At 68.5% G+C, this 24,601-nt stretch carries 20 protein-coding genes and 1 tRNA gene; 7 read left to right on the forward strand and 14 right to left on the reverse strand.

Translation table 11 applies throughout. The features are described from left to right. The first annotated feature begins 372 nt into the window (after window positions 1–372). On the forward strand, window positions 373–2,340 hold the full coding sequence (gene acs / locus ASF63_RS11595) for an acetate--CoA ligase (protein ID WP_056513913.1): 1,968 nt from the start codon (window positions 373–375) through the stop codon (window positions 2,338–2,340). A gap of 62 nt (window positions 2,341–2,402) precedes the next feature. Here acs and ASF63_RS11600 read toward each other — a convergent pair whose 3' ends face one another. Both ASF63_RS11600 and ASF63_RS11605 read right to left on the reverse strand, forming a co-directional pair. Further along, the gene (locus tag ASF63_RS11600) at window positions 2,403–2,861 is read right to left on the reverse strand and encodes a RidA family protein (protein WP_056513916.1); all 459 of its coding nucleotides are present in this window, start codon (window positions 2,859–2,861) and stop codon (window positions 2,403–2,405) included. Next, on the reverse strand, window positions 2,858–3,082 hold the full coding sequence (locus ASF63_RS11605; RefSeq protein WP_056513919.1) for a hypothetical protein: 225 nt from the start codon (window positions 3,080–3,082) through the stop codon (window positions 2,858–2,860). Before ASF63_RS11605 ends, ASF63_RS11600 begins: the two co-directional genes overlap by 4 nt. A 78-nt stretch (window positions 3,083–3,160) precedes the next feature. On the opposite strand from ASF63_RS11605, the gene ASF63_RS11610 reads away from it, so the two are divergent. From ASF63_RS11610 to ASF63_RS11635, 6 genes are all read left to right on the forward strand, one after another. Next, window positions 3,161–5,719: a penicillin-binding protein gene (locus ASF63_RS11610; protein WP_056513922.1), complete on the forward strand. Its 2,559-nt coding sequence runs from the start codon at window positions 3,161–3,163 to the stop codon at window positions 5,717–5,719. Next, on the forward strand, window positions 5,716–6,651 hold the full coding sequence (locus ASF63_RS11615; protein ID WP_056513925.1) for a metallophosphoesterase: 936 nt from the start codon (window positions 5,716–5,718) through the stop codon (window positions 6,649–6,651). Before ASF63_RS11610 ends, ASF63_RS11615 begins: the two co-directional genes overlap by 4 nt. Window positions 6,652–6,704: 53 nt before the next feature. Next, window positions 6,705–6,781, forward strand: a tRNA-Pro gene (locus tag ASF63_RS11620). Between the two features lie 66 nt (window positions 6,782–6,847). Beyond that, window positions 6,848–7,324, forward strand: a complete 477-nt coding sequence (locus ASF63_RS11625; RefSeq protein WP_056513928.1) for a VanZ family protein — start codon at window positions 6,848–6,850, stop codon at window positions 7,322–7,324. Next, the gene (locus ASF63_RS11630) at window positions 7,321–8,076 is read left to right on the forward strand and encodes an HAD-IIB family hydrolase (RefSeq protein ID WP_056513931.1); all 756 of its coding nucleotides are present in this window, start codon (window positions 7,321–7,323) and stop codon (window positions 8,074–8,076) included. The genes ASF63_RS11625 and ASF63_RS11630 overlap by 4 nt, the downstream gene beginning before the upstream one ends. A gap of 53 nt (window positions 8,077–8,129) precedes the next feature. Then, window positions 8,130–8,975 (forward strand): DUF1295 domain-containing protein, encoded by an 846-nt coding sequence (locus ASF63_RS11635; RefSeq protein ID WP_056513934.1) that lies wholly within the window; start codon window positions 8,130–8,132, stop codon window positions 8,973–8,975. A gap of 12 nt (window positions 8,976–8,987) precedes the next feature. Here the strand turns inward: ASF63_RS11635 and ASF63_RS11640 are convergent, their stop codons facing one another. From ASF63_RS11640 to ASF63_RS11695, 12 genes are all read right to left on the reverse strand, one after another. After that, on the reverse strand, window positions 8,988–10,247 hold the full coding sequence (locus tag ASF63_RS11640; RefSeq protein WP_056513937.1) for an alpha-hydroxy acid oxidase: 1,260 nt from the start codon (window positions 10,245–10,247) through the stop codon (window positions 8,988–8,990). Between the two features lie 11 nt (window positions 10,248–10,258). Beyond that, window positions 10,259–10,981: a FadR/GntR family transcriptional regulator gene (locus ASF63_RS11645; RefSeq protein ID WP_056513940.1), complete on the reverse strand. Its 723-nt coding sequence runs from the start codon at window positions 10,979–10,981 to the stop codon at window positions 10,259–10,261. 137 nt (window positions 10,982–11,118) lie between these two features. Further along, on the reverse strand, window positions 11,119–11,772 hold the full coding sequence (locus ASF63_RS11650; protein ID WP_056513943.1) for a thymidine kinase: 654 nt from the start codon (window positions 11,770–11,772) through the stop codon (window positions 11,119–11,121). Between the two features lie 7 nt (window positions 11,773–11,779). After that, window positions 11,780–13,252 carry a malate:quinone oxidoreductase gene (locus ASF63_RS11655; protein ID WP_056514895.1) on the reverse strand — a complete coding sequence of 491 codons (1,473 nt, stop codon included), beginning with the start codon at window positions 13,250–13,252 and terminating at the stop codon, window positions 11,780–11,782. 83 nt (window positions 13,253–13,335) lie between these two features. Beyond that, entirely contained in the window at window positions 13,336–14,406 is a 1,071-nt protein-coding gene (locus ASF63_RS11660; protein ID WP_056513944.1) for an aspartate-semialdehyde dehydrogenase, read from the reverse strand. A 161-nt stretch (window positions 14,407–14,567) separates the two neighbouring features. Beyond that, entirely contained in the window at window positions 14,568–15,851 is a 1,284-nt protein-coding gene (locus ASF63_RS11665; protein ID WP_056313625.1) for an aspartate kinase, read from the reverse strand. Between the two features lie 93 nt (window positions 15,852–15,944). Beyond that, complete coding sequence (locus tag ASF63_RS11670) at window positions 15,945–16,883, reverse strand: DMT family transporter (RefSeq protein WP_082478081.1); 939 nt, start codon at window positions 16,881–16,883, stop codon at window positions 15,945–15,947. A gap of 16 nt (window positions 16,884–16,899) precedes the next feature. After that, a complete protein-coding gene (gene recR / locus ASF63_RS11675; protein WP_056312693.1) occupies window positions 16,900–17,493 on the reverse strand; it encodes a recombination mediator RecR in 594 nt (197 codons plus the stop codon). Further along, on the reverse strand, window positions 17,493–20,048 hold the full coding sequence (locus ASF63_RS11680) for a DNA polymerase III subunit gamma and tau (protein WP_056514900.1): 2,556 nt from the start codon (window positions 20,046–20,048) through the stop codon (window positions 17,493–17,495). Before ASF63_RS11680 ends, recR begins: the two co-directional genes overlap by 1 nt. A 104-nt stretch (window positions 20,049–20,152) precedes the next feature. Next, entirely contained in the window at window positions 20,153–21,232 is a 1,080-nt protein-coding gene (locus tag ASF63_RS11685) for a DUF2207 family protein (protein WP_056513946.1), read from the reverse strand. Between the two features lie 2 nt (window positions 21,233–21,234). Next, entirely contained in the window at window positions 21,235–23,739 is a 2,505-nt protein-coding gene (locus tag ASF63_RS11690) for a glycoside hydrolase family 65 protein (RefSeq protein ID WP_056513948.1), read from the reverse strand. Continuing rightward, window positions 23,736–24,521: an HAD family hydrolase gene (locus ASF63_RS11695; RefSeq protein ID WP_056513950.1), complete on the reverse strand. Its 786-nt coding sequence runs from the start codon at window positions 24,519–24,521 to the stop codon at window positions 23,736–23,738. Before ASF63_RS11695 ends, ASF63_RS11690 begins: the two co-directional genes overlap by 4 nt. Window positions 24,522–24,601 lie beyond the last annotated feature (80 nt).

Below are 24,601 nucleotides of genomic sequence, written 5' to 3' on the forward strand. Positions count from 1 at the left end.
AGCGAGGCATATGGTCACGCCCTGTGAGGAACCCCGAACGGACATCGTCCGTGCAGAGGGAATGCGGTTCACGACAGCGCAGAGACGCGCGATCCGTGAGAACGCTCCCGCACAGAGAAGGGCGGCATCTCACGGGGGGAATGAGATGCCGCCCACGGCGTCCCTCATGGGGGAATCGGGCACGCCAAGGCCAGAATGAGAATTCGGCTGACGTCGAGTGTACGCAAGGCAAGCGTCCTGACAAAACCCGTCGCACTACCTACTTTCGACAGTATGCGACGTCGGTGGCCGGGACTAGATTCGCCCTGACCTGATCGTTCCCCGTACGGTCACGCCCGCAGTACCTGCCATGCCGCAAAGGAGCGTCTGCCGATGAGCAGCCAGATCGATCATCTTCTCGATGAGACCCGCCAGTTCCCGCCGTCCGAGGAGTTCGTCGCCCGGTCGGTCTCGTCACCGGCCCTGTACGAGAGTGCGGCGGCCGACCGCGAGGCGTTCTGGGCCACGCAGTCCCGCGAGCTCCTGGAGTGGCACAAGCCGTTCACTCAGGTGCTCGACTGGTCGACTCCCCCGTTCGCGAAGTGGTTCGGCGACGGCGAGCTCAACGTCGCCTACAACTGCCTCGACCGGCACGTCGAGGCGGGCAACGGCGACCGCGTCGCGCTGCACTGGGAAGGTGAGCCGGGCGACTCCCGGTCGATCACCTACGCCGAGCTGACCGAGGAGGTCAAGCGCGTCGCCAACGTGCTCGAGGGGCTCGGAATCGGCCACGGCGACCGTGTCGCGATCTACCTGCCGATGATCCCCGAAGCAGTCGCGTCGATGCTCGCGGTCGCCCGCGTCGGGGCCATCCACTCCGTCGTGTTCGGCGGATTCAGCGCAGACAGCCTGCGTTCGCGCATCGACGACGCCGGTGCGAAGCTCGTGATCACCGCCGACGGCGGATACCGCAAGGGCCGAGTGTCCGCTCTCAAGCCCGCAGTCGACCAGGCACTGGCCGACCGGGGAGACGGTGAACAGCAGACGGTCGAGCACGTGCTCGTCGTCAAGCGCGGCGAGAACGAGGTCGAGTGGGAAGAGGGCCGCGACCTGTGGTGGCACGAGGTCGTCCCCGCGGCATCCCCCGAGCACACGGCCGAGGCCTTCCCCGCCGAGAACCCGCTGTTCATCCTCTACACCTCGGGCACCACCGGAAAGCCGAAGGGCATCCTGCACACGTCAGGCGGCTATCTCACCCAGGCCGCCTACTCGCACAAGTACGTGTTCGACCTGCACCCCGAGACCGACGTCTACTGGTGCACGGCCGACATCGGCTGGATCACCGGCCACAGCTACGTCGCCTACGGCCCCCTCGCGAACGGCGCGACCCAGGTCATCTACGAAGGCACACCGGATGCTCCGCACCCCGGCCGCTGGTGGGAGATCATCGAGAAGTACAAGGTCTCGATCTTCTACACCGCACCGACCGCGATCCGCTCGTTCATGAAGATCGGTCGCAGCGTCCCCGCGAAGTTCGACCTGTCGTCGCTGCGCCTGCTCGGCTCGGTGGGCGAGCCCATCAACCCCGAGGCATGGATCTGGTACCGCGATGTGATCGGCGCAGGCAAGACCCCGATCGTCGACACGTGGTGGCAGACCGAGACGGGCGCGATCATGGTCTCGGCGCTTCCCGGCGTCACGGCGACCAAGCCCGGTTCGGCGCAGGTACCGCTTCCCGGAATCTCGATCGATGTGGTCGACGAGTCAGGATCCGAGGTGGGCAACGGCAACGGCGGTCTGCTGGTGGTCACCGAGCCGTGGCCGAGCATGCTCCGCGGCATCTGGGGCGATCCGGAGCGCTTCACAGAGACGTACTGGGAGAAGTTCGAGAAGCAGGGCTACTACTTCGCGGGCGACGGCGCACGACTCGATCAGGACGGCGACCTGTGGCTTCTCGGCCGCGTCGACGACGTCATGAACGTCTCGGGCCACCGCCTATCGACGGCCGAGATCGAGTCATCGCTGGTCGCGCACGAGGCCACCGCCGAGGCGGCGGTCGTCGGCGCCGCGGACGAGACGACGGGCCAGGCGGTCGTCGCCTTCGTGATCATCAAGGAGAGCTACCTCTCGGCCCACGACCCGGCAGGTCTCGCCCAGCAGCTGCGACTCTGGGTCGGCGAGCAGATCGGTGCGATCGCCCGCCCGCGAGACGTGTACATCGTCGGCGAGCTGCCGAAGACCCGCTCGGGCAAGATCATGCGACGCCTCCTGCGCGATGTCGCCGAGGGCCGCGAGGTCGGCGACACCACGACACTTGCCGACACCGCCGTGATGAGCATCATCTCGGCCCAGGTCAAGTAGCGCGAACGCAGAACGCCCCCTCCCGATTCGGATCCGGGAGGGGGCGTTCTGCACGTACGGACTCAGGCGAGGATGAAGACGACGTCGACCTCGACCGGGCTGTCGAGCGGCAGCACGGGCACCCCGACTGCGGCGCGCACATGTCGACCGGCATCTCCGAAGATCTCGCCGAGCACGAGGCTCGCGCCGTTGATGACGCCGGGCTGGCCGGTGAAGTCGGGAGTGGATGCCACGAAGCCGCCGACGCGGAGAACTCCGGCGATCCGGTCGACACCGCCTGCCACATCCGCAGCCGCCGCGAGGGCGTTGAGAGCGCAGGTGCGAGCGTAGGCGTTCGCGTCTTCGGCGGAGACCTCGGCGCCGACCTTGCCCGTGGCGGGCAGCGCTCCGCCCGAGAAGGGCAGCTGGCCGGAGGTGTAGACGAGACCGGCGTGCACGACCGCGGGGACGTAGGCCGCGACGGGGGCGGCGACCGCGGGCAGCTCGATGCCGAGTTCGCTCAGTCGCTCGGAGACGCTCATGCCTCGCCCCCGTCGAACTGGCGGGACGCCTCGGCGGCCGCTGCGAGACCGGCGTTGCCTGCGGCATCTGCGGTCACCGGACGCTTGAAGTAGGCGACGAGTCCGCCCTCCGGTCCCTGGATGACCTGCACGAGCTCCCAGCCCTGCTTGCCCCAGTTGTTGAGGATCGCAGCGGTGTTGTGGATCAGCAGCGGGGTGGTCAGGTACTCCCACGTGGTCATGGCACTCCTGTCTGGCCGCATCCGCGCGCGCGGATGCGTCAAAGGCGGTATTCAGGGAACTCCCCTACGATCAAGCGTATGCCTCAAAAGAATCGCACGGTGAAAGGTGCGCTCGGCGGAGTCCTCGGACTCGTCGGGCTCAGCGCCGTAGCCGGCCTCCTCGTCGCGGCCAGCGTCACCCCTGTTCTCGCCATGACGGGTATCGCCGGATCCCAGGCCCTCACGATCTTCGAAGACCTCCCCGCGAACCTGCAGGTGAACCGGCCGATGGAGCAGTCGACGATCTACGCGACCGCATCCGACGGGACCCCGGTCGAGCTGGCATCGTTCTACGAGCAGAACCGCGTGCCTGTGACGTACGAGCAGATCAACCCCGTCGTGTTCGACGCGGTCCTCTCGAGTGAGGACAAGGACTACTTCAGCCACGGCGGCATCAACGTCGGCGCGACGACGAAGGCCCTGGTCGACAACCTGCGCGGCACCGACGACCGAGGCGCGTCGACCATCACGCAGCAGTACGTCAAGAACGTGCTGATCCAGGAGTGCGAGCAGGAGGCCGACCCCGCGTCGGGCACCTACGCCGACGACCTTCAGCAGTGCTGGGCCGATGCGACCAACGCAGTCGGTGCCAAGGGCATCGAGCGCAAGCTGCAGGAGATGCGCTATGCCCTGCAGATCGAGAAGGAGTACTCGAAGAACGACATCCTGCTCGGGTACCTCAACATCGCGAACTTCGGCGGCACGGTGTACGGCATCGAGTCGGCGGCTAACTACTACTTCTCGACCACGGCCGCGAACCTGACGGTCGCGCAGGCCGCCACGATCGCCGGCATGGTGCAGAACCCGAACCAGTACCGGATCGACCGGCCCGCCGGCACCTGGACGGACGAGGACGGCGTCGGGCACAACAGCGAGGCGGACGGCTATGCCCAGACGCTGGATCGACGTCACTATGTGCTCGACCGCATGCTCGCACTCGGAAAGATCACGCAGGCCCAGTTCGACGAGGCGGATGCCTCCCCGATCACTCCCGCGATCACGCAGCCCACGCAGGGCTGCGTATCGGCCGGGAACGTGGCTCGCAGCGCCTACTTCTGCGAGTACGTGAAGTCCGTCGTCCTCAACGACCCCGCCTTCGGCGAGACCGAGCAGGAGCGCCGCGATCTGCTTCGTCAGGGTGGACTCAAGATCTACTCGACGATGAACATCGACATCCAGAGCGCGGGCGCCGAGGTCATGGCGAACACCGTTCCGGCGAACTACGACAACCAGTACTTCGGCGCGGCGGGCATCTCGCTCGAGACCAGCACGGGTCGCGTGCTCGCGATCACGCAGAACACCACCTTCAGCGAGACGATCCAGGGCGACCAGGCGTACACCGCGCTGGTGTTCGGCACCGACAAGGCGCACGGTGGATCCAACGGATTCTCGGTCGGCTCGACCTACAAGCTCTTCACCCTCATCGACTGGCTGGAAGAGGGCCACTCGGTGCGAGAGACCCTGAACGGCAGCAACCGCGTCTTCTCGAAGTTCAAGTGCGGCGATGACGGGATCCGCAACACCACCAAGATCCAGAACTTCAACAACGCCGGCGGATACACCGGCACGGTCATGAAGTTCACCGCCGACTCGCTCAACAGCGGTTACCTCGCGATGGCCGAGAAGCTCGACCTCTGCAAGATCAACGCCGTCGCCGACCGCATGGGCGTCACTCTCGCCAACGGCGGCAAGACCACCGACGGCAGCCCGGCCCCCTACGACATCCTGGGCTCGAAGTACATCTCCCCGCTCGCCATGGCCGGCGCCTACGCCACCGTCGCGAACGGCGGCATCTACTGCACTCCGAAGGCGATCGACCGCGTGGTCGACGCCGACGGCAACGACCTGCCGATCCCGGAGTCGAAGTGCTCGCAGGTGATCTCGCCGGAGGTCGCCGCGACTGCGGCATTCGCGCTGCAGGGCGTCATCAACGGCGGAACCGGCCGACAGGCGAACACGAACGACGGAACCCCGCTGATCGGCAAGACCGGTACCCACGAGTCATGGGGAACCATGATGATCGAGTCGAGCACCAAGGTCACCACCGCGATCTGGGTCGGACGCTCGGAGGGCCAGGCCAGCATCCTCCGTCAGAGCTGGGGCGGCACCGCACTGAACGCGATGCGCTACGAGCTCGCCAAGACGATGCAGCGTGCGGCGAACAACATCTACGGCGGCGACGCGTTCCCCCAGCCGGACGCGAACCTGAGCAAGCAGGTGCTGACCGATGTCCCGTCCGTGATCGGGATGGACACCGCGACGGCGACCGCCACGCTCGAGAACGCCGGCTTCCAGGTCGCGGTCGGCGCGCCGGCTGACGGCCCCGCCGGTGACGTGATCGTCGCGCAGGACCCCTCGGGTCAGGCCCCGAGCGGTGCCACGGTCACGATCTCGCCGAGCAACGGCCAGGGCACGACCGTGCCGGACATCACCGGGCAGCCGAAGGCCGCCGCCCAGAACGCGCTGTTCGGCGCAGGGTTCTCGTCGATCTCCTTCGACAACTCGTGCAACCCGCCGAACGCGGTCGTGGCGAGCACCAACCCGCCCGCGAACACCGCGACCAACAAGTCGACGGCGATCTCGGTCACCTGCCAGTGACCTCACGACCAACGGCACACCCGGCCCTCATCGCGCTCGGCGCGGTGGGGGCCGCTGGTGCTGCGGCAGCTGTCTGGGGCATCGGCATCGAGCGCTACCTCTTCACCGTGCGCGAGGCGACGGCATCCGCTCTCGCTCCCGGATCCGCACCGCTGCGCGTGCTGCACATCTCGGACGCGCACATGGCGCCGTGGCAGCATCGCAAGCAGGACTGGCTCGCATCACTCGCGCAGCTGAAGCCCGACCTCATCATCAACACCGGCGACAACCTCGGGCACCGCGACGGCCTCGAGGGGATCCGTCGGGCGTTCGAGCCTTTCGCCGGCATCCCCGGCGTGTTCGTGCACGGCTCGAACGACGTCAACGGTCCGTCGCCGCGCAATCCGATCCGCTACTTCGCCGGCCCTTCGCAGCGGCACCACGAGCCCACGTTCCTCGACACCGATGCGATGGACGCATTCTTCATCGACGAGCTCGGCTGGACGGACCTGAACAACACGGCCGCTCGGCTCACCGTCTCCGGCGACACGCTCGACTTCTTCGGCGTGAGCGATGCGCACCGGCAGTGGGATCGCCTCGAAGATCTGCCGACGGCCATCGACGCGCTCGGTCCGCGGGAACCGGGCACCTCGGTGCTCGGAGTGACGCATGCGCCGTACCAGCGCGTGATGAACCGCTACATCGAGCTCGGTGCGGATGCGATCTTCGGCGGGCACACGCACGGCGGGCAGGTGTGCCTCCCCGGCTTCGGCGCTCTCGTCGCGAACTGCGACATCCCGCTCAAGCAGGCCAAGGGTCTGAGCACGTGGACGCACGGCGGGCGCACCGTGCCCCTCAATGTCAGCGCCGGCTGCGGGCACTCCATCTATGCGCCCGTGCGCTTCGCATGCCGCCCCGAGGCGACGCTGCTGACGCTGATGGCGCGCGGTTGACCCCTCGATTCGGCGCTGAGGGCATTTCGCTGTAGACTCGGAGGGTTGCAAAACGGGGTGTGGCGCAGCTTGGTAGCGCGCTTCGTTCGGGACGAAGAGGTCGCAGGTTCAAATCCTGTCACCCCGACCAGTAACACCGGAAGGCCGCCCTCACGGGCGGCCTTCTCTGTACCAGGACCGAAGCGAAAGGGACGGCGTGAGCACCCTGTTCCCTCCCCCGCGTCGTCTCACTCGCGGCATCGCGCTGGCGCTCGGCATCCCTTTCTTCGCGGGGCTCGCGCTGCTCACCCTCACCCCCGCGCGAGTCGAGGAGACGATGCCGAACCTGCTCGACCTCGTGCTCTCGGCGGCTCACCGGCTGGGCTGGGAGTCGCTCGACTTCACGCGCCTCGAGATCATCGCGAACGTGCTCGTGTTCGTGCCGGTCGGCATCCTCTCGTTCGTGCTCGTGCCTCGGCGCCTCTGGCCGTTCGCGGTGATCCTGGGGCCCGCGCTCTCGCTCTCGATCGAGATCGCACAGCGTGTGGCGCTGCCGCATCGTGCCGCCACCGTGACCGACGTCATCGCGAACTCGGGCGGCGCCCTGATCGGGGTCTTCGTCGCGATCGCCGCCACACTGCTGTTCGCGCCTCAGAGCTCTCTCCATCCACCCCGTAATCTGGAAGCATCATGACCTCGCCTGATCTCGTAGCCTTCGATCTCGACGACACCCTCGCCCCTTCCAAGGGCGCCATCGACCCCCGCATCGCCTCGCTGCTGCTCGCGCTGATGCAGAGGGTCGACGTCGCGATCATCTCGGGCGGGAACGAGGCCCAGTTCCGCTCGCAGGTCATCGCCCAGCTCGGCGATATCGATGCCACCACGGCCGCACGACTGCATCTGCTTCCGACATGCGGAACCCGGTATCTGCGTCATGACGGCGCGGACTTCGCTCCCGTGTACGCACAGGATCTCACTGCCGAGCAGAAGACCGGTGCGCTGACCGCGCTGCGCGAGGAGGCCGAGCGCCTGGGGCTGTGGGAGGCGGAACCGTGGGGCGACATCCTCGAGGACCGCGGCTCGCAGATCACCTTCTCGGCCCTCGGGCAGAAGGCTCCGCATGATGCGAAGCGCGACTGGGATCCGTCCGGAGCGAAGCGCGAGGCGCTGCGCAATGCCGTGGCCGCCCGCCTTCCCGACCTCGAGGTGCGCTCAGGCGGCTCGACGTCGATCGACATCACCCTCGCCGGCATCGACAAGGCCTACGGGATGCGGCAGCTCGCCGAGCACACCGGCATTCCCCTGACCTCCATGCTGTTCTACGGCGACCGTCTCGACGAGGGCGGCAACGACTACCCCGTCCTCGCGATCGGCGTTCCCTCGGTCGCCGTGGAGGGCTGGGAGGACACCGCCGACAAGCTCGACGCCCTCCTCCCCACGCTCTGACGCTCGACCCCTGCCTCCGGCCCGCACGGGTGACAGAGTTCTAGCATGTCGATATGGAACCGCTGCTGATCGTCATCCTGACCGCGGCCGTCGCGAGCGCGGCGTGCTGGATCCTGTCGCTCGTGACCCGGGACACCTCGTGGGTCGACCGCGCCTGGTCGATCGTGCCGGTCGTCTACGTGTGGATCTTCACGGGCACAGCCCTCGCCGGCGGTGAGGACGCGAGCCGTCTGGTGCTCATGGCCGTGCTCGTGACCCTGTGGGGCGTGCGTCTGACCTACAACTTCGCCCGCAAGGGCGGGTACACCGGCATGGAGGACTACCGGTGGGCGATCCTTCGCGGACGCATGAAGCCGTGGCAGTTCCAGCTCTTCAACCTGGTGTTCATCATCGGGTACCAGATGACATTGCTCGTGCTGATCACGCTGCCGGCGGAGATCGCCCTGCAGCATCCCGCTCCACTGAACGCGTGGGACCTCGTGTTCGCCGTGATATTCCTGGCATTGCTCATCGGCGAGACCGTCGCCGACCAGCAGCAATGGGAGTTCCATCGACGCAAGAAGCAGGCGGGCGGCACGCTCTCACCAGGCTTCGCCACCGAGGGGCTGTTCCGCGTCAGCCGTCACCCCAACTTCTTCTTCGAGCAGAGCCAGTGGTGGGCGTTCTACGCGATCGGAGCGACGGCCGCGGTCGCCTCGGGCGCCGGCTTCCTCGGCGGAGCACTGAACTGGAGCGTGATCGGGCCCTTCCTGCTCAGCATCCTGTTCATCGGTTCCACGATCTTCACCGAGTCGATCACTGCGGGCAAGTACCCCGCGTACGCCGAATACCGCCGGACGACGTCGATGCTCATCCCCTGGCCGCCGCGGACCCGACGAGTCGCCGAGTCCGCGGCCTGACCGGGGCTCGCGTCAGCGCACCACAGCGTCGGACGCGGAGCGCGTCACCGGCACGAGGCGCGTCAGCTGTGTGACATGCGCGGGCTCGAGCTCGGCGAGCGAGGCCACGCCGAGCAGGCGCATGGTGCGCTCGATCTCGGTGCGGAGGATGTCGATCGTCCTGTCGACGCCCGAGCGGCCTCCGGCCATCAGTCCGTACAGGTAGGCGCGACCGATGAGCGTGAAGTCGGCACCCAGCGCGACCGCGGCGACGATGTCGGCGCCGTTCATGATGCCCGTGTCGATCATGACCGTGAACTCGTCGCCGACGGCCTTGCGCACCTCCGGCAGCAGGTGGAACGGGATGGGCGCACGGTCGAGCTGGCGCCCTCCGTGATTCGAGAGCACGATGCCGTCGACGCCCGCGTCGCGCAGTCGCACCGAGTCCTCGACGTTCTGCACGCCCTTGATCACGATCTTGCCGGGCCAGATGTCGCGGATCACCGCGAGGTCGTCGTAGCTGATGGTCGGGTCCATCGCGGCGTCGAGCAGCTCGCCGACGGTGCCGCCGGTGGTGCTCAACGACGCGAACTCGAGCTTGGGCGTGGTGAGGAAGTCGTACCACCACCACGGACGAGGGATGGCGTTGATGATCGTCCCGAGCGTCAACTGGGGCGGGATGCTGAAGCCGTTGCGCTTGTCGCGCAGACGCGCGCCCGCGACGGGGGTGTCGACCGTGAACTGCAGGGTGTCGAAACCGGCGGCGGCCGCCCGACGAGTCAGCTCGTACGAGATCTCGCGGTCGCGCATGACGTACAGCTGGAACCAGTTGCGACCGTGGGGGTTCGCCGCCTTGACGCCTTCGATCGACGTCGTACCCAGGGTCGACAGGGTGAACGGGATGCCTGCCGCGGCGGCGGCGCCGGCCCCCGCGACCTCGCCCTCGGTCTGCATGAGGCGCGTGAACCCGGTGGGCGCGATGCCGAACGGAAGCGCGGACGGGCCGCCGAGGATGTCGACGGACGTGTCGACCGAGGGAGCCGGGCGCAGGATGCCGGGGTGGAACTCGACGTCCTGGAAGGCCTGGCGCGCACGCGTGAGCGAGAGCTCGCCCTCAGCAGCGCCGTCGGTGTAGTCGAATGCCGCCTTCGGCGTGCGGCGCTTGGCGATGGTACGCAGGTCGTCGATCGTGAGCGCCGAGTCGAGGCGGCGCTTCTTGCCGTCGAACTCGGGCTTCTTGAACTTCATCAGCTCGAGCAGCTCTGCGGGATTGGGAAGCTGGCGCTGGACCATGTCGTGTCCTCTCAGTCGGTGGGTCGGGTGCTGCGGGTGAGTCCCGCCGCCGTGTAGTAGCCGGTGATGTGCGCTCGCACGAGGGCCTGCGCTGTCGTCGCGTCACCCGCGGCGATGGCCGTGATGATCGCGCGATGCTCGGCGCGCAGGAGGTCGGCCATGGCATCCCAGTCGGCGATGGATGCCGCCCCCTCCTGCACGTATGACTCGATGGCGGTGCGGAGCCCGGCCATGATCGCCGCGACGACCGTGTTGCCGCTCGACTCAGCCAGCGCGAGGTGCAGCTGCGCGTCGAGAGCGAGGAACTCGGCGGGGGTCAGACCCTCCGCATCCATCGCATCGAGGACGCTGTGCGCAGCGGCGAGATCCGGGGCCTGCTGGCCGGCGAGGGCTGCGGCGACGGCGTCCTCGAGCAGCAGCCGCGTCTGCACGACATCGGTCAGGGGGAAGCCTTGAGCGGCGACCTGCAGGCGCAGCAGTGTCGACATGCCTCCGGTCGGGGTCGCGATGACGATGGCGCCCGATTGGGGTCCGGAACCCGTAGCCGTGCGAATGAGGCCCATGACCTCGAGCACCCGCAGCGCCTCGCGGACGCTCGATCGTCCCACGCCGAGATCGGCGGCCAGGTCGCGCTCCGAGGCGAGTCGGTCGCCAGGACCGAGACGACCCTCGAGCAGGTCACGCTCGACGTGTTCGAGGACGAGGCGCCAGGCGCGGGCGGGCTGCTCGGGCATACGCTCTCCTCGTCGTTCGCGTCGGGTGCGTCGACCTTCGACGCACCCCATGTGGTCTGACCACAGTATCGCGTGTGGTCAGACCACGCAATCCGGGCATGGCAAGACACCGCCCGTAGGCGGGCGGGAGTGGGCTGTCAGCCCAGGCGTCCGCCGGACTCTTCGAGGTAGCACGCGCCGCAGAGCGACTCGTAGGTCGTGACCTCGGGTGTGACAGAACCATCTGCGCCCTCGTCGATGGCGACCTGGTCTCCGTCGAAAACGAAGCGTCCGCCGATCACTCGACCGTTGAAGACCGCCTTGCGTCCGCAGCGGCAGATCGTCTTCAGCTCCTCGAGGGAGTGCGCGATGGCGAGGAGGCGAGCCGAACCGGGGAAGGCATGGGTGAGGAAGTCGTTGCGGATGCCGTAGGCGATCACGGGGATGCCGTCTTCGATCGCGATGCGGAAGAGATCGTCGACCTGCTCGGCGGTGAGGAACTGCGCCTCGTCGATCAGAAGGCAGGCGACGTCGACCGATCCACCGCGGACCGGTTCACCGGCGACGGCGCGGCGTACGCGCTCACGATGCTCGCCGAAGAGCGCCCGGACGTCGGCGTCCGGCGCGATGAGGTAGTCGACCTCACGCGTGACGCCGAGGCGACTCGCGATCTCCGACGCGCCCTTGGTGTCGATCTCGGGCTTGGCGAGCAGCACATGCTGCCCGCGCTCCTCGTAGTTGTACGCGGCCTGCAGCAGCGAAGTGGACTTGCCCGAGTTCATCGCCCCGTAGCGGAAGTAGAGCTTCGCCACAGGCCGCTTATTCGTTGATGCCGAGCGTGGCGGCAGTCGCCGCGGTGGACTTCGCTGCCAGCGCGGCATCTGTGTTCAGCTTCTCGCCGAACGTGGGGATGAGCTCGCGCAGCTCGGACTCCCAGCCCGGGTACTCGGCGGGGAAGCACTTCTTGAGCAGATCGAGCATGATCGGCACGGCGGTGGATGCTCCGGGCGATGCACCGAGCAGACCAGCGATCGATCCGTCGGCCGCCGCGACGACCTCGGTGCCGAACTGCAGGATGCCGCCCTTCTTGGCATCCTTCTTCATCACCTGTGCACGCTGACCGGCATCGATCAGTGTCCAGTCCTCGTCCTTGGCCGTGGGCATGAACGTGCGGAGGCTGTCGACCTTCTTGGCGTGGTTCTTCATCAGCTCGCCGACGAGGTAGGTGATGAGGTCGGGGTTCGCGAAAGCGACCCGCAGCATCGGCCACAGGTTGTGTGTGCGCACCTGCGACACGATGTCGAGCATCGAGCCGTTCTTGAGGAACTTGGGGCTGAAGGTCGCGAACGGACCGAACATCAGCGATGCCTCGCCATCGACCACGCGTGTGTCGAGGTGCGGCACGGACATGGGCGGAGCGCCCACGGAAGCCTGCGAATAGACCTTGGCCTGGTGCTGCGCGACGATCTTCGGGTTGGAGGTCTTGAGGAACTGACCGCCGATCGGGAAGACGCCGTAGCCCTTGATCTCGGGGATGCCCGAGCGCTGCAGAAGCTTGAGCGCCCAGCCGCCGGCGCCGACGAACACGAACCGCGCCTTGATCTGGTTCGGGGTACGCCCGATGGTCGTGCGGTAGTTGACCAGCCAGGTGCCGTCCTTCTGCTTCTTCAGGCTCTTGACCTCGTGGTTGGTGCGCAGCGTCACGCCCGAGTCGGTGAGGTGGTCGAAGAGCTGGTGCGTCAGGGCGCCGAAGTCGACATCGGTGCCGGCTGGCACTCGGGTCGCGGCGAACGGCTCGCCCTTGCGGCGCTGCTGCATGAGGAGCGGCGCCCACTTGTTGATGACGCGGGAGTCCTCGCTGTACTCGATGCCGTCGAACAGCGGCTGCTTCTTGAGCACCTCGTAGCGATCCTTGAGGTACTTGACGTCCTTCTCACCGCGCACGAACGTCATGTGCGGTGTGGCGTTGATGAAGGTCGAGGGAGCGTCGAGCACTCCCCGATCGACCAGCGACGACCAGAACTGACGGCTCTGCTGGAACTGCTCGTTGATCGAGACGGCCTTCGCCGGGTCGAGGGGCGCGCCCTTCTGCTGCGGCATGTAGTTCAGCTCGCAGAGCGCCGCATGGCCCGTACCCGCGTTGTTCCAGGGGTTCGATGACTCCTGAGCCACATCGGAGAGTCGCTCGAACGCGACGATCTTCCAATCCGGCTGCAGCTCGTGCAGAAGGGTACCCAGGGTGGCGCTCATGATGCCACCACCGATCAAGACGACATCGACGGTTTCGGTCACCACGACAGTCTAGTTCGAGGTCACGGCACACCTGACCACAGGGACCGGCCTCGTGAGACCGGATCCGCATGGCGGCGATGCGATCAGGCTATGGCGACCAGGCGCTCGGCGAGGATCTCGGCGATCTGCACGGCGTTGAGCGCCGCGCCCTTGCGCAGGTTGTCGTTGCTGATGAACAGCACGAGGCCCTTGTTCTCGGGAGCGGACTGGTCGGCACGGATGCGTCCGACGAAGCTCGGGTCCTTGCCCGCGGCCTGCAGAGGGGTGGGCACCTCGTCGAGGACGACACCGGGAGCGGCCGAGAGCACTTCGGCGGCGCGCTGCGGCGTGATGTCGTTCGCGAACTCGACGTTGATCGAGAGCGAATGACCGGTGAAGACGGGGACGCGCACGCAGGTGCCGGCGACGCGGAGGTCGGGCAGCTCGAGGATCTTGCGGCTCTCGTTGCGGAGCTTCTTCTCCTCGTCGGTCTCGTTCTGCCCGTCATCGACCAGGTTGCCTGCGAACGGGATGACGTCGAACGCGATCGGGGCGACGTACTTCTCGGGCTCGGGGAAGTCGATCGACGACCCGTCGTGCACGAGGCGCAGGGTGTCGCCCTGGGCGAGAACACCCTCGACCTGACCGAGCAGCTCCTGCGCGCCGGCGAGACCCGAACCGGAGACCGCCTGATACGTCGAGACGATGAGCCGCTCGAGGCCTGCTTCGGCATCCAGTGCCTTCAGCGCGGGCATCGCGGCCATCGTGGTGCAGTTCGGGTTCGCGATGATGCCGCGGGGGCGGTCATCGATCGCATGCGGGTTGACCTCGCTGACGACGAGCGGCACCTCGGGGTCGTTGCGCCAGGCGCTGGAGTTGTCGACCACGACGGCTCCGGCCTCGGCGAACCGGGGAGCGTACGCGCGGCTGGCCGTCGCACCGGCCGAGAAGAGGGCGATGTCGATGCCACGGGCATCCGCGGTCTCGACGTCTTCGACGATGACCGTCGCTCCCCCGAAATCGATCGCCGTTCCTGCAGAGCGCGACGACGAGAACAGGCGCAGCTCGCGGATCGGGAAGGATCGCTCGATGAGAATCTCGCGCATCACGGTGCCCACCTGGCCGGTGGCGCCCACGATGGCGACGGAGAGTCCTGAGTCGGAGATGCGGGTCATGATGTTCCTTGGCGTCGTGCAGTACTGCATGAGAGGCTTCCGGCGCGACGTCGGGGTGCGGATGCCGCGCCTGGCGCCGGTGTCAGGGTTTCGGTGAGTCTACCGTGCCGCGGTCAGCGACCGGTGCCGGCGTGGACCGTGGCGCGGTGTGCGGGCGTGGGTCAGCGACCGGTGCCGGCGTGGACCGTGGCCTCGGCGTCGCCGTCGAGACCGTAGGCGGTGTGCACGGTGCGTGCGGCCTCGGCGAGGTCGGTGTCGCGAAGGACGACAGAGATGCGGATCTCGGACGTCGAGATCATCTCGATGTTGATGCCACCGGCGGACAGCGCCTCGAACAGCACCGCCGAGACTCCGGAGTGCGTGCGCATTCCGGCACCCACGACCGAGAGCTTGCCGATCTGGTCGTCGTGCACGAGGTTCTGGAAGCCGACCTCGGTCTGCTCACCGGCCAGCGCCTTGAGCGCTGCCGCCGAATCGGCCTTGGGAACCGTGAACGAGATGTCGGTGCGTCCTGTGGCCGACACGTTCTGCACGATCATGTCGACGTTCGCGCCCGACTTGGCGACGATCTTGAAGATCTCGGCCGCCTTGCCCGGGACGTCGGGCACGCCGGCGACGGTGATCTTGGCCTGGCCGAAATCGGTGGCGACACCGGCGACGATCGGTTCTTCCATGGCTGCTGCTCCCTCGGCTTCGCGAGGGTTCTTCATGCCCTCGCCCAGAACGTATGTACCCTCGGACGACGAGAACGTCGACCGGGCGTGGATCAGGACGCCGTGACGGCGTGCGTACTCGACGGCGCGGATGTAGAGCACCTTGGCGCCGTTGGCGGCGAGCTCGAGCATCTCTTCGCTGCCGATGTGGTCGAGCTTCTGCGCCTTCGGGATGACCCGGGGGTCTGCCGTGAAGATGCCGTCGACGTCGCTGTAGATCTCGCAGACGTCGGCGTCGAGAGCCGCGGCGAGAGCGACGGCCGTCGTGTCGGAGCCACCGCGCCCGAGCGTGGTGATGTCGCGGGTGTCGCGGTTGAACCCCTGGAAGCCGGCGACAATGACGATCGCGCCTTCGTCGAGCGCTTCGCGCAGACGGATCGGCGTGACATCGACGATGCGGGCGGCGCCGTGCTGGGAGTCGGTGATCATGCCGGCCTGGCTGCCGGTGAACGATCGGGCCTCGAAGCCCATCGAGTGGATCGCCATGGCGAGGAGAGCCATCGAGATCCGCTCGCCGCTCGAGAGCAGCATGTCGAGCTCGCGCGGTGCCGGGATCGGCGCGACCTCGTTGGCGAGGTCGAGCAGTTCGTCGGTCGTGTCGCCCATCGCGCTCACGGCGACGACGACGTCGTGGCCGGCGCGACGCGTGTCGACGATGCGCTTGGCGACGCGCTTGATGCTCTCTGCGTCGGCGACTGAGGAGCCGCCGTACTTCTGCACGATGAGGGCCACGTTCACTCCCTGGGATGTCGGGCGGATCCGCCCACCGCTCATTCTACGATCGGCGCATATGCCCTGCTTCGCATGTGACGGGATCAGGACGGATCAGGGCGCGGGCGGGAGTGGAGCGGGCGTGAGATCGGGAGCGACGGATGCCGGTGGGCGCAATCGCCCTCCGGTGGCGGCGAACCAGCATCCGATGATGATCAGCGGTAATCCGATGAGCAGACCGGGAGTCAGCGGCTCGGCGAGCACGATCGCTCCGAGGATGATCGCGACCACCGGGTTGACGTAGGTGAACAGCGGCGCCCGCACCGGGCCCACTTCGCGGATCAGTGCGAAGAAGGCGAGGAACGCGACAGCCGTGCAGATGACGGCGAGAGCGAGCAGCGCGCCGATCGAGGGCAGCGTCGGCGTCTCATGCTGAGTCAGCAGTCCGATCGGAAGGTAGATCACCCCGATCATCAGCAGAGAGAGCGTGATCGTGCCGAGCGAGGGCACGTCGTTCAGCTTGCGGGCGACGATGAACGGCGCGATCGCATAGAGGATGGCGACCAGCAGCACCTCCCCCGCGGCGAGAAGACTGACCTCGCCACCGAAGAGTCCTGGACCGGCGACGACGACCGCGACACCGACGAAGCCCACCAGCAGGCCGATGCCTCGTGCAGGGCGAAGGACGCCTCGGTCTCCCCCGCCCAGGGCGATGAGCGCAGCGAACAGCGGCACCGTCGCGACGAGCAGGCCCGTCATCCCCGAGGGCAGCGTCATCTCTGCATGACCCAAGAGCACGAAGGGGCCGGCCATCTCGACGACGCCGAACGCCAGAACCCACGGCCAGTGCTTCAGCGCCGCACGCAGCGCGCCCCCACGGAGCGCGAACGGAAGGAGGAGCAGCGCGGCGATGAGAGTGCGGCCAGCCACGATGGCGGGCGGCGAGAGCGACTCGACCGCGATGCTGATGAACAGGTAGGGCACGCCCCACAGCAGGGCCATCGCCCCGAAGAGCAGCCACCCGCGGCGGGAGAACCCGCCCTGGGCGTTCACTGCACGCGCCCGGCGATCACAGCACGCGCCGGCCCTCGAATGCTCGACCGAGGGTGACCTCGTCGGCGTACTCGAGGTCGCCGCCGACCGGGAGCCCGGAGGCGAGACGCGACACGGTGATCTGCATGGTCGTGAGCAGACGGCTGAGGTAGCTCGCCGTCGCCTCGCCTTCGAGATTCGGGTTCGTCGCGAGGATGACCTCCTGCACCGTCCCGTCGGCGAGACGCGTCATGAGCTGGGCGATGCGCAGATCGTCGGGTCCGATGCCGGCGATGGGGCTGATCGCCCCGCCGAGCACGTGGTACAGCCCACGGAACTCGCGGGTGCGCTCGATGGCAGCCACGTCCTTGGCATCCTCGACGACGCAGATCAGCTCGGGATTGCGACGCGGGTCACGGCAGATCGTGCAGCGCTCCTGCTCTGCCACGTTGCCGCAGACCTCGCAGAAGCGCACACGGACGCGGATCTCGACCAGCAGCTCCGACAGACGTGCGACGTCGAACGTCGGGGTCTGCAGGATGTGGAACGCGATGCGCTGCGCGGACTTGGGGCCGATTCCGGGGAGCCGGCCGAACTCGTCGATCAGCTCCTGGACGATTCCGTCATACATCAGGAGAACCTCGTCGGGGGCTCGTAGGGCTCTTCGCGCACGAATGTCGCGCCGAGCACCTGGCGGATCACGGCCTCACCGTAGCGCTGGACTCCCCCGGCAGGGGTGCGCTCGGTGATCACCGGGGCTGCGGCGGCGGATGCCGCGTTGCGCACCGGCGCAGCGGGCTGCACGGGTGCGGACTGAGCCGGGGGCGATGACGACGGATGCGCCTGCGCGCGGCCGGCGGATGCCGCGGTCTGAGGTGTCGGCACCGGCTCGTACGCCGGGTCGTACGGCGGCTCGTCATCGAAGTACGGCGGCTCGTCATCGAGCGGAGGCGGCGGCTCGTCGCCTCCGACAGGCCGGCCGGCCCCAGGAGCGTCGACCGGATGGCCGGCACCTGGCGCGGTGCTGGCTGCCGGGGCGGCCGGAGCGGTCGGGGCGCTCGGGGCTGCCTGAGCGGTCGGGGATGCCGTGGCCGGGGTGGCGGTCGGGGCGCTCGGCGCTGCCTGAGCGGTCGGGGATGCCGTGGCCGGGGTGGCGGTCGGGGCGCTCGGCGCCGCTTGAGCAGCGACCGGAGAGGTTGCAGGGTCGGCGGATGCCGGGATGGCGGCCACCGCCCACTCGGTCACCGGCCCCGCAGAAGCACTACGTGTCTGAGAGCGCGGTGAGCCCGCTGACGCAGGCTCCGATGCGGCGGCGTCGCCTGTCGGCGCACCGGACGAGGAGGTCGCCGGCTGACGAGGCGCCCCGCCCGCGGGCATCGGTGCGGGACGGTACTTCACCTTGACGCCGACTTCGTGCTCGATCGCCATGCGAAGGTGATCCGACGGGCCTGCGCCCGGGATCGTGCCCTTGAACTTCGCGACGTCGTGCTGGCTCGTGAAGCCGAGGGTGAGCACCTCGGAATCGGTGTCGTAGGCGAGCGGCTGAACCGCGGTCGCAAGCAGCCAGGAGGTGCGGCTGAGCCCCTCGAGTCGCTTGAGCACCCCGGGCCAGGCGGCGGTGATTCCGTCGAACGTGACCGGACCGGCCGGCGCTGCGGGCGCCGCCTCGGTCTCGGCGGCCGACGCCGCTTCGGATGCAGCGGCTTCGGAAGCGGCGGCGGCTTCGGATACCACGGCTCCAGGTGCATCGGATGCGGGCGATGCACCCGCGGGCACGTCGTCCTGCGTCGTCGCGGCTGCACCGGCAGCAGTCGGCGCGGCGGCAGCGGCAGTAGCAGGGGCCGGCGCAGCAGCAGGAGTCGGCGCAGCAGCAGGAGTCGGCGCAGCAGCAGGAGCAGGCGCAGCAACAGCAGCAGGGGCAGCAGGAGTCGGCGCAGCAGCAGGGGCCGCTGTCGACCCGGTGGCGTGAGCGCTCGGCCCGGACTGCGTGGCAGCCGACGGCGTCTGAACCCGCGCAGGCGCCGCGGCAGACACGGAGGTGGACGGCGGGGCGGCAGCCCCGGCATCCGCTCCAGCGGCCAGAACACGGGCGACCATCAGCTCGAGGTGAAGTCGGGGCGATGTCGCGCCGGACATGTCGTCGAGGGCTGCGCTGACGACGTCGGCCGTGCGCGACAGACGGGCGGAGCCGAACGACTCGGCCTGCGTGCGCATGCGGGCGAGCTCGTCTTCGGCGACCCCGCGCAGCACCGAGGCAGCACCGGCGCCGACGGCCGCGATCACGATGAGGTCTCGCAGCCGCTCGAGCAGATCGTCGACGAAGCGACGGGGGTCCTGCCCGGTCTGCACGACGCGATCGATGGCGGGGAAGGCGGCGGCGGCATCGGCGGCGGCCAACGCGTCGACGATCTCGTCGAGCAGAGTGGCGTGCGTGTAGCCGAGCAGGGCCACTGCCCGCTCGTACGCCACCGTCACGGTCTCGGAACCGGCGGGGGAATCGGAGCCAGCGATCAGCTGGTCGAGCAGCGAGAGGGTGTCTCGGGGCGAGCCGCCTCCGGCACGAACGACGAGAGGCAGCACACCGCGCTCGGCGACCACGCCCTCTTCGGTGCAGAGCTTCTCGACGTAATCGAGCATCGCGGCCGGCGGCACCAGCCGGAACGGGTAGTGGTGCGTGCGCGAGCGGATCGTGCCGAGCACCTTCTCGGGCTCGGTGGTCGCGAAGATGAACTTGACGTGCTCGGGCGGCTCTTCGACGAGCTTGAGCAGCGCGTTGAACCCCTGCGGCGTCACCATGTGCGCCTCGTCGAGGATGAAGATCTTGTAGCGGTCGCGGCTGGGGGCGAACGTCGCCCGCTCGCGCAGGTCGCGGGCGTCGTCGACGCCGTTGTGGCTGGCGGCGTCGATCTCGACCACGTCGAGTGATCCTCCACCCGCGCGCGACAGCTCGACGCAGCTCGGGCACGTGCCGCACGGGACGTCGGTGGGCCCCTCGGCGCAGTTCAGGCACCGGGCGAGGATGCGAGCAGAAGTGGTCTTGCCGCATCCACGGGGTCCGGAGAAGAGATAGGCGTGGCCGACACGGTCACCGCGCAGCGCGGTCATCAGCGGATCGGTCACCTGGGACTGCCCGATCATCTCGCCGAACGACTCGGGGCGGTAGCGGCGGTAGAGGGCTGTGGTCACCACACCAGCCTACGGCGTGCCACGGACGTTCAGGCAGGCGGGTCCGGCCGATCGACCGAGCGACCCGCGCCGCGCTGCCGAGTCATCGGGGGCGACGCCGCGAATCACGACGAGACGGCCTCGAACACGCCGCCGACCACCTCGACGACCCCGCCCGTCGCGTCGACCAGGTCTCCGACCGCGCCGACGAGATGCACGACCCCTCCGACGATCTCGATCACGTCGAAGACGGCTCCGGCGACCTCGATCGCGCTGTCCAGACTCTCCCCCGCTCGCAGCACCTGCGACTCCGTGCGGAGTGCGGCCGTCCACGAACGCTCGAGCCCGAACAGCACGGCATAGGGCAGCAGCCGCTCGTTCAGGAGGAATCGCTGCAGCCGCTCGGACGCCGCCTCGACGGAGACGTCTGACCGCAGATCCGCCCCGTCCGCCGACTGGAGGAAACGCAGCGGCTCGGCCTCGGCGAGGGCGACGTACTCCCGGATGCCGGCGAGGTGCGCGCGCAGCGGTTGCGCGGCCGGAAGGAACCGGCGCCATGGCCTCGGGGCGATCACGATCACCGCGACGGCGACCACGACACCCGCGATCGGCACGGCGTACACGCCGGCGCCCGGTTCGCTCACCACGAGCGCTGCGAAGAGCAGCAGCAGACACACGCCGATCACGAGGCAGGCGGCCGCCCGCAGCAGGAAGGTCGCCCAGCCGCGGCGGCCTCGGCCGATCAGCCCTGCGGAGGCGAGCCGTGTCTCGGTCTCGTCGAGCACGCCACGCACTCGTCGGTGCAGCGCCCGAGCATCCGAGCTGAATCGTCGCACCCGACCCGAGGTGTGGTCCGGACCGAACAGCGCCTCGAGGACGCTCAGCTCCTCCGGCGTGAATGTCGCGCCGTCGACGACCTCGATGCCGATCGGCGCGCGCTTGCGCGATCCCCCGGACGGCACGTCCTCGGCATCCACCAGCAGCCGCACCTTCCGGCGCACCGCCAGGTCGATCAGCGCCGCGGCGATCGCCCTGCGGTCGGCGTTGAGCAGCAGCGCGTCGTACAGCACCGTCGCACCGGGCGACGGTGCGAACCGCGGTCCGGGCGACGCCACGCGCTGCACCGATCGCACCCGCTCGATGACAGCGAGGACGAGCAGCAGCAGCGCGGGCGCGAGCCCGAGCAGCGAAGCGGTGATCAGCACCGTCAGTCGATCGGCTCGATCACCGGGATCGCGGTGGTGATGACGGGGACCGATGCCGACAACCGCGTGCCGTCCTCGCGAAGCGCATCGGCGAACTGGCGCAGTGACGGGCGTCCCGGGATCAACGGCCCCTGGTCGACCAGGGGTACGACGACCTCTTCGTCCGTGGTGGCGATGTACGCGACGTCGCGCACCGTGAACGGCACGGGGTCGCCGGTGCGAACCTGCACGCGCAGAGCATCCTTAGTGAGGGTGATCTGCAGCGCCGATCCCTGCCACTGCAGCGGGTACGACAGCGACGGCCAGTCCGCCGGCAGGCGGGGATCGAAGCTCAGCTCACCCGCGTAGTCGCGCATGCCTCCGAAGCCGCACACGAGAGCCGTCCACACGCCGCCGGCGGATGCGACGTGCACGCCGTCGGCCGCGTTGTGGTGAAGGTCGTGCAGGTCGACGAACAGCGACTGCTGGAAGTACTGCAGCGCGAGATCCTGGTATCCGACCTCCGCCGCGAGGATCGACTGCACGACCGCCGACAGCGTCGAGTCGCCCGTCGTCAGCGGGTCGTAGTAGTCGAAGTCGGCCTTCTTCTCTTCCGGCGTGAAGTGGTTGCCCTGCAGGAACAGCGCGAGCACCACGTCGGCCTGCTTGAGCACCTGGAAGCGATAGATCACGAGCGGGTGGAAGTGCAGCAGCAGCGGACGCTGCTCCGACGGGGTGTGCGCGAGATCCCAGAGCTCGCGCTCGAGGAACAGCGAGTCCTGCGGATGGATGCCGAGGCTCTCGCTGAAGGGGATGAACATCGCATCCGCCGCGCGCTCCCAGCCCTCGGCCTCGCCCTCGGCGAGCCCCGTGCGCTCGACGACCCTGGCGAACTCCTCGCCGTTGGCCTCCTGCGCCTCCCGCACGACCCGCGCCGCGTAGCGCAGGTTGTAGCGGGCCATGACGTTGGTGTACAGGTTGTCGTTCACGACGGTCGTGTACTCGTCGGGGCCCGTGACGCCGTGGATGTGGAACGTCTCGATGCCGTCGTCGTCCGTGGTGTCCGCGACGAGGCGCGAGGTGCGCCAGAAGCCGAGCGTCGCCCACAGGCGCGCGGTCTCGATCGCGATGTCGATGCCCTCGCGGCGCAGGAAGTCGTCGTCGCCGGTGGCGCGCACGTACTTGCCCAGCGCGAAGCTGACGTCGGCGTTGATGTGGTACTGCGCGGTGCCCGCCGCGTAGTATGCCGACGCCTCTTCGCCGTTGATCGTGCGCCAGGGGAACAGCGCCCCCGCCTCGTTCAGCTGGGCCGCCCGACGACGGGCCGCAGGGAGCATGAGCACGCGTGCCCGCAGCGCGTTGCGCGCCCACTGCGGCGAGGTGTACGTGAGGAACGGGAGGACGTAGATCTCGGTGTCCCAGAAGTAGTGGCCGCTGTAGCCCGACCCTGAGACGCCCTTCGCCGGCACGCCGGTGCCGTCGGCGCGCGCCGATGCCTGAGCGAGCTGGAGGAGGCACCAGCGGGTGGCCTGCTGGATGTCGTCGTGCTCACCGATCTGCACGTCGCTGCGGGCCCAGAACGCCGCGAGCCACTCGGCCTGGCGGTCGAACTGCGCCTGAACGCCCTCGAAGGCGACGCGGTCGAGCGACCGGCGGCAGCGGTCGACGAGCTCCCGAGCGGGCACGCCGCGCGAGGTGTGGTAGCTGACGAGCTTGGTGACCGAGATGGGAACACCCGCCTTCGCCTGCACGCGGAAGACGTTCTTCGAGATGTCCTCTTCGATGAGCGTGCGCGAGGTGTAGTCGTTCTCGGTGTCGATGAGGTGGTCGGCGACGACCGCCACCGTCATGCCCGAGGCTGCCACCGAGTACGACAGCGCGGACCGGAGCCCGTCCTGCCAGTGCTCGGCGGGCTCGAGCACGCGTTCGGCGATCTTCTCGGCCTTGCGGGGGTCGAATCCGCTCTTCGCCTGGTTGGGCGTGCCCGCGTACACGCCGGCGCCGTCCTGACGGTTGATCATCTGGCAGCTGACCGTGACGGGGGCGTCGGCGTTCTCGACGACGACCTCGAGACGGAGCACCGCGAGGTGGCGCTCCTCGAAGCTGACGATCCGCTCGTCGCGCATGCGCACGCGCTTGCCCGAAGGGGTCTCCCACACGACGACCCGCTCGAGCACGCCGGTGCGCATGTCGAGCGTGCGGCGGTATTCGCGGACGTCGGCCTCGTCGAACGAGATCGGCTCGTCGTCGACGTAGACGCGCATGACCTTCGCGTCGGGTGCGTTGACGATCGTCTGCCCGACCTCGGCGAAGCCGTACGCCTGCTCTGCATGGCGGATGGGCCACGTCTCATGCAGGCCGTTGATGAACGTGCCGTGCTCGTGCGCGCCGCGTCCTTCGATGTGGTTGCCGCGGAGGCCGAGATAGCCGTTGCCGACGCTGAAGAGGGTCTCCCCCACTCCGTCTTCGGAGTAGCGCGTCTCGATGAGCCGCCAGGGGTCGACGGGGAAGCGGTCGCGGTCGATCATGCGGTCTCCTCGGAGTCGGGGCTGAGGGTGGAGTCGGTGGCCGTGGCGGCCTGTTCTGCGAGGAACACGTCGAGATCCTCGACGACGACGGTCGCGCCAGCGGCACGCAGAGCATCCGCTCCCGCGCCGCGGTCGACGCCGATGACGGTCGCGAATCCGGCGGCGGCGGCGGACGCCGCGCCGGACGTCGCATCCTCGACGGCGATGCTGTGAGCCGGGTCGACCCCGAGAGCCACGGCACCGGCGTGGAACATGTCGGCGGCGGGCTTGGAGGCGAGATTCTCGCGCTCGGCGACGACGCCGTCGACCACGATGCGGAAGAACGAGCGGATGCCGGCCGCGGCCAGCACCTCCTCGGCGTTCTTGGAGCTCGACACGACGCCGAGCGGCACACCCGCCGCGGACAGCTTCTCGACGAGCGCGAGCGAGCCGGGGAACGGCGCGATGCCCTCGGCGCGGAGCGACTGGGCGAAGGCGGCGTTCTTGCGATTGCCGATGCCGCAGATCGTCTCGGCCTCCGGCTGATCGTCGACCGCGCCCCACGGGATCTCGACGTTGCGACTGCGCATCAGACTCGCCACGCCGTCATAGCGCTTCTTGCCGTCGACGTAGTCGAAGTAGTCGGCATCCGAGTACGGCGGCGTGATTCCCCAGCGCTCGAAGACGTCGTCGAACACGACCTTCCACGCGCGCATGTGCACCTCGGCCGTCGGCGTGAGCACGCCGTCGAGGTCGAACAGGACACCTTCGGCGCGGAGCGGATCGGGCAGGGCTTCGGGCACAACAGCCTCCAGGAGAAGGACGACGGGTTCCGGCACCTCTCCGTGCCACTGTGCAAGCGTAGTGCGGCACGGCATCGGCG

Origin of the sequence: Microbacterium sp. Leaf320, assembly GCF_001423485.1 — a bacterium.
In the GTDB taxonomy this organism is placed as follows: Bacteria; Actinomycetota; Actinomycetes; order Actinomycetales; family Microbacteriaceae; genus Microbacterium.

Excerpts from the sequence above, each read along its gene's own strand:
- acs (WP_056513913.1), top strand. The coding sequence starts at position 373 with ATGAGCAGCCAGATCGATCATCTTCTCGATGAGACCCGCCAGTTCCCG.
- ASF63_RS11600 (WP_056513916.1), bottom strand. The coding sequence starts at position 2,861 with ATGAGCGTCTCCGAGCGACTGAGCGAACTCGGCATCGAGCTGCCCGCG.
- ASF63_RS11605 (WP_056513919.1), bottom strand. The coding sequence starts at position 3,082 with ATGACCACGTGGGAGTACCTGACCACCCCGCTGCTGATCCACAACACC.
- ASF63_RS11610 (WP_056513922.1), top strand. The coding sequence starts at position 3,161 with ATGCCTCAAAAGAATCGCACGGTGAAAGGTGCGCTCGGCGGAGTCCTC.
- ASF63_RS11630 (WP_056513931.1), top strand. The coding sequence starts at position 7,321 with ATGACCTCGCCTGATCTCGTAGCCTTCGATCTCGACGACACCCTCGCC.
- ASF63_RS11635 (WP_056513934.1), top strand. The coding sequence starts at position 8,130 with ATGGAACCGCTGCTGATCGTCATCCTGACCGCGGCCGTCGCGAGCGCG.
- ASF63_RS11640 (WP_056513937.1), bottom strand. The coding sequence starts at position 10,247 with ATGGTCCAGCGCCAGCTTCCCAATCCCGCAGAGCTGCTCGAGCTGATG.
- ASF63_RS11645 (WP_056513940.1), bottom strand. The coding sequence starts at position 10,981 with ATGCCCGAGCAGCCCGCCCGCGCCTGGCGCCTCGTCCTCGAACACGTC.
- ASF63_RS11660 (WP_056513944.1), bottom strand. The coding sequence starts at position 14,406 with ATGACCCGCATCTCCGACTCAGGACTCTCCGTCGCCATCGTGGGCGCC.
- recR (WP_056312693.1), bottom strand. The coding sequence starts at position 17,493 with ATGTATGACGGAATCGTCCAGGAGCTGATCGACGAGTTCGGCCGGCTC.
- ASF63_RS11690 (WP_056513948.1), bottom strand. The coding sequence starts at position 23,739 with ATGATCGACCGCGACCGCTTCCCCGTCGACCCCTGGCGGCTCATCGAG.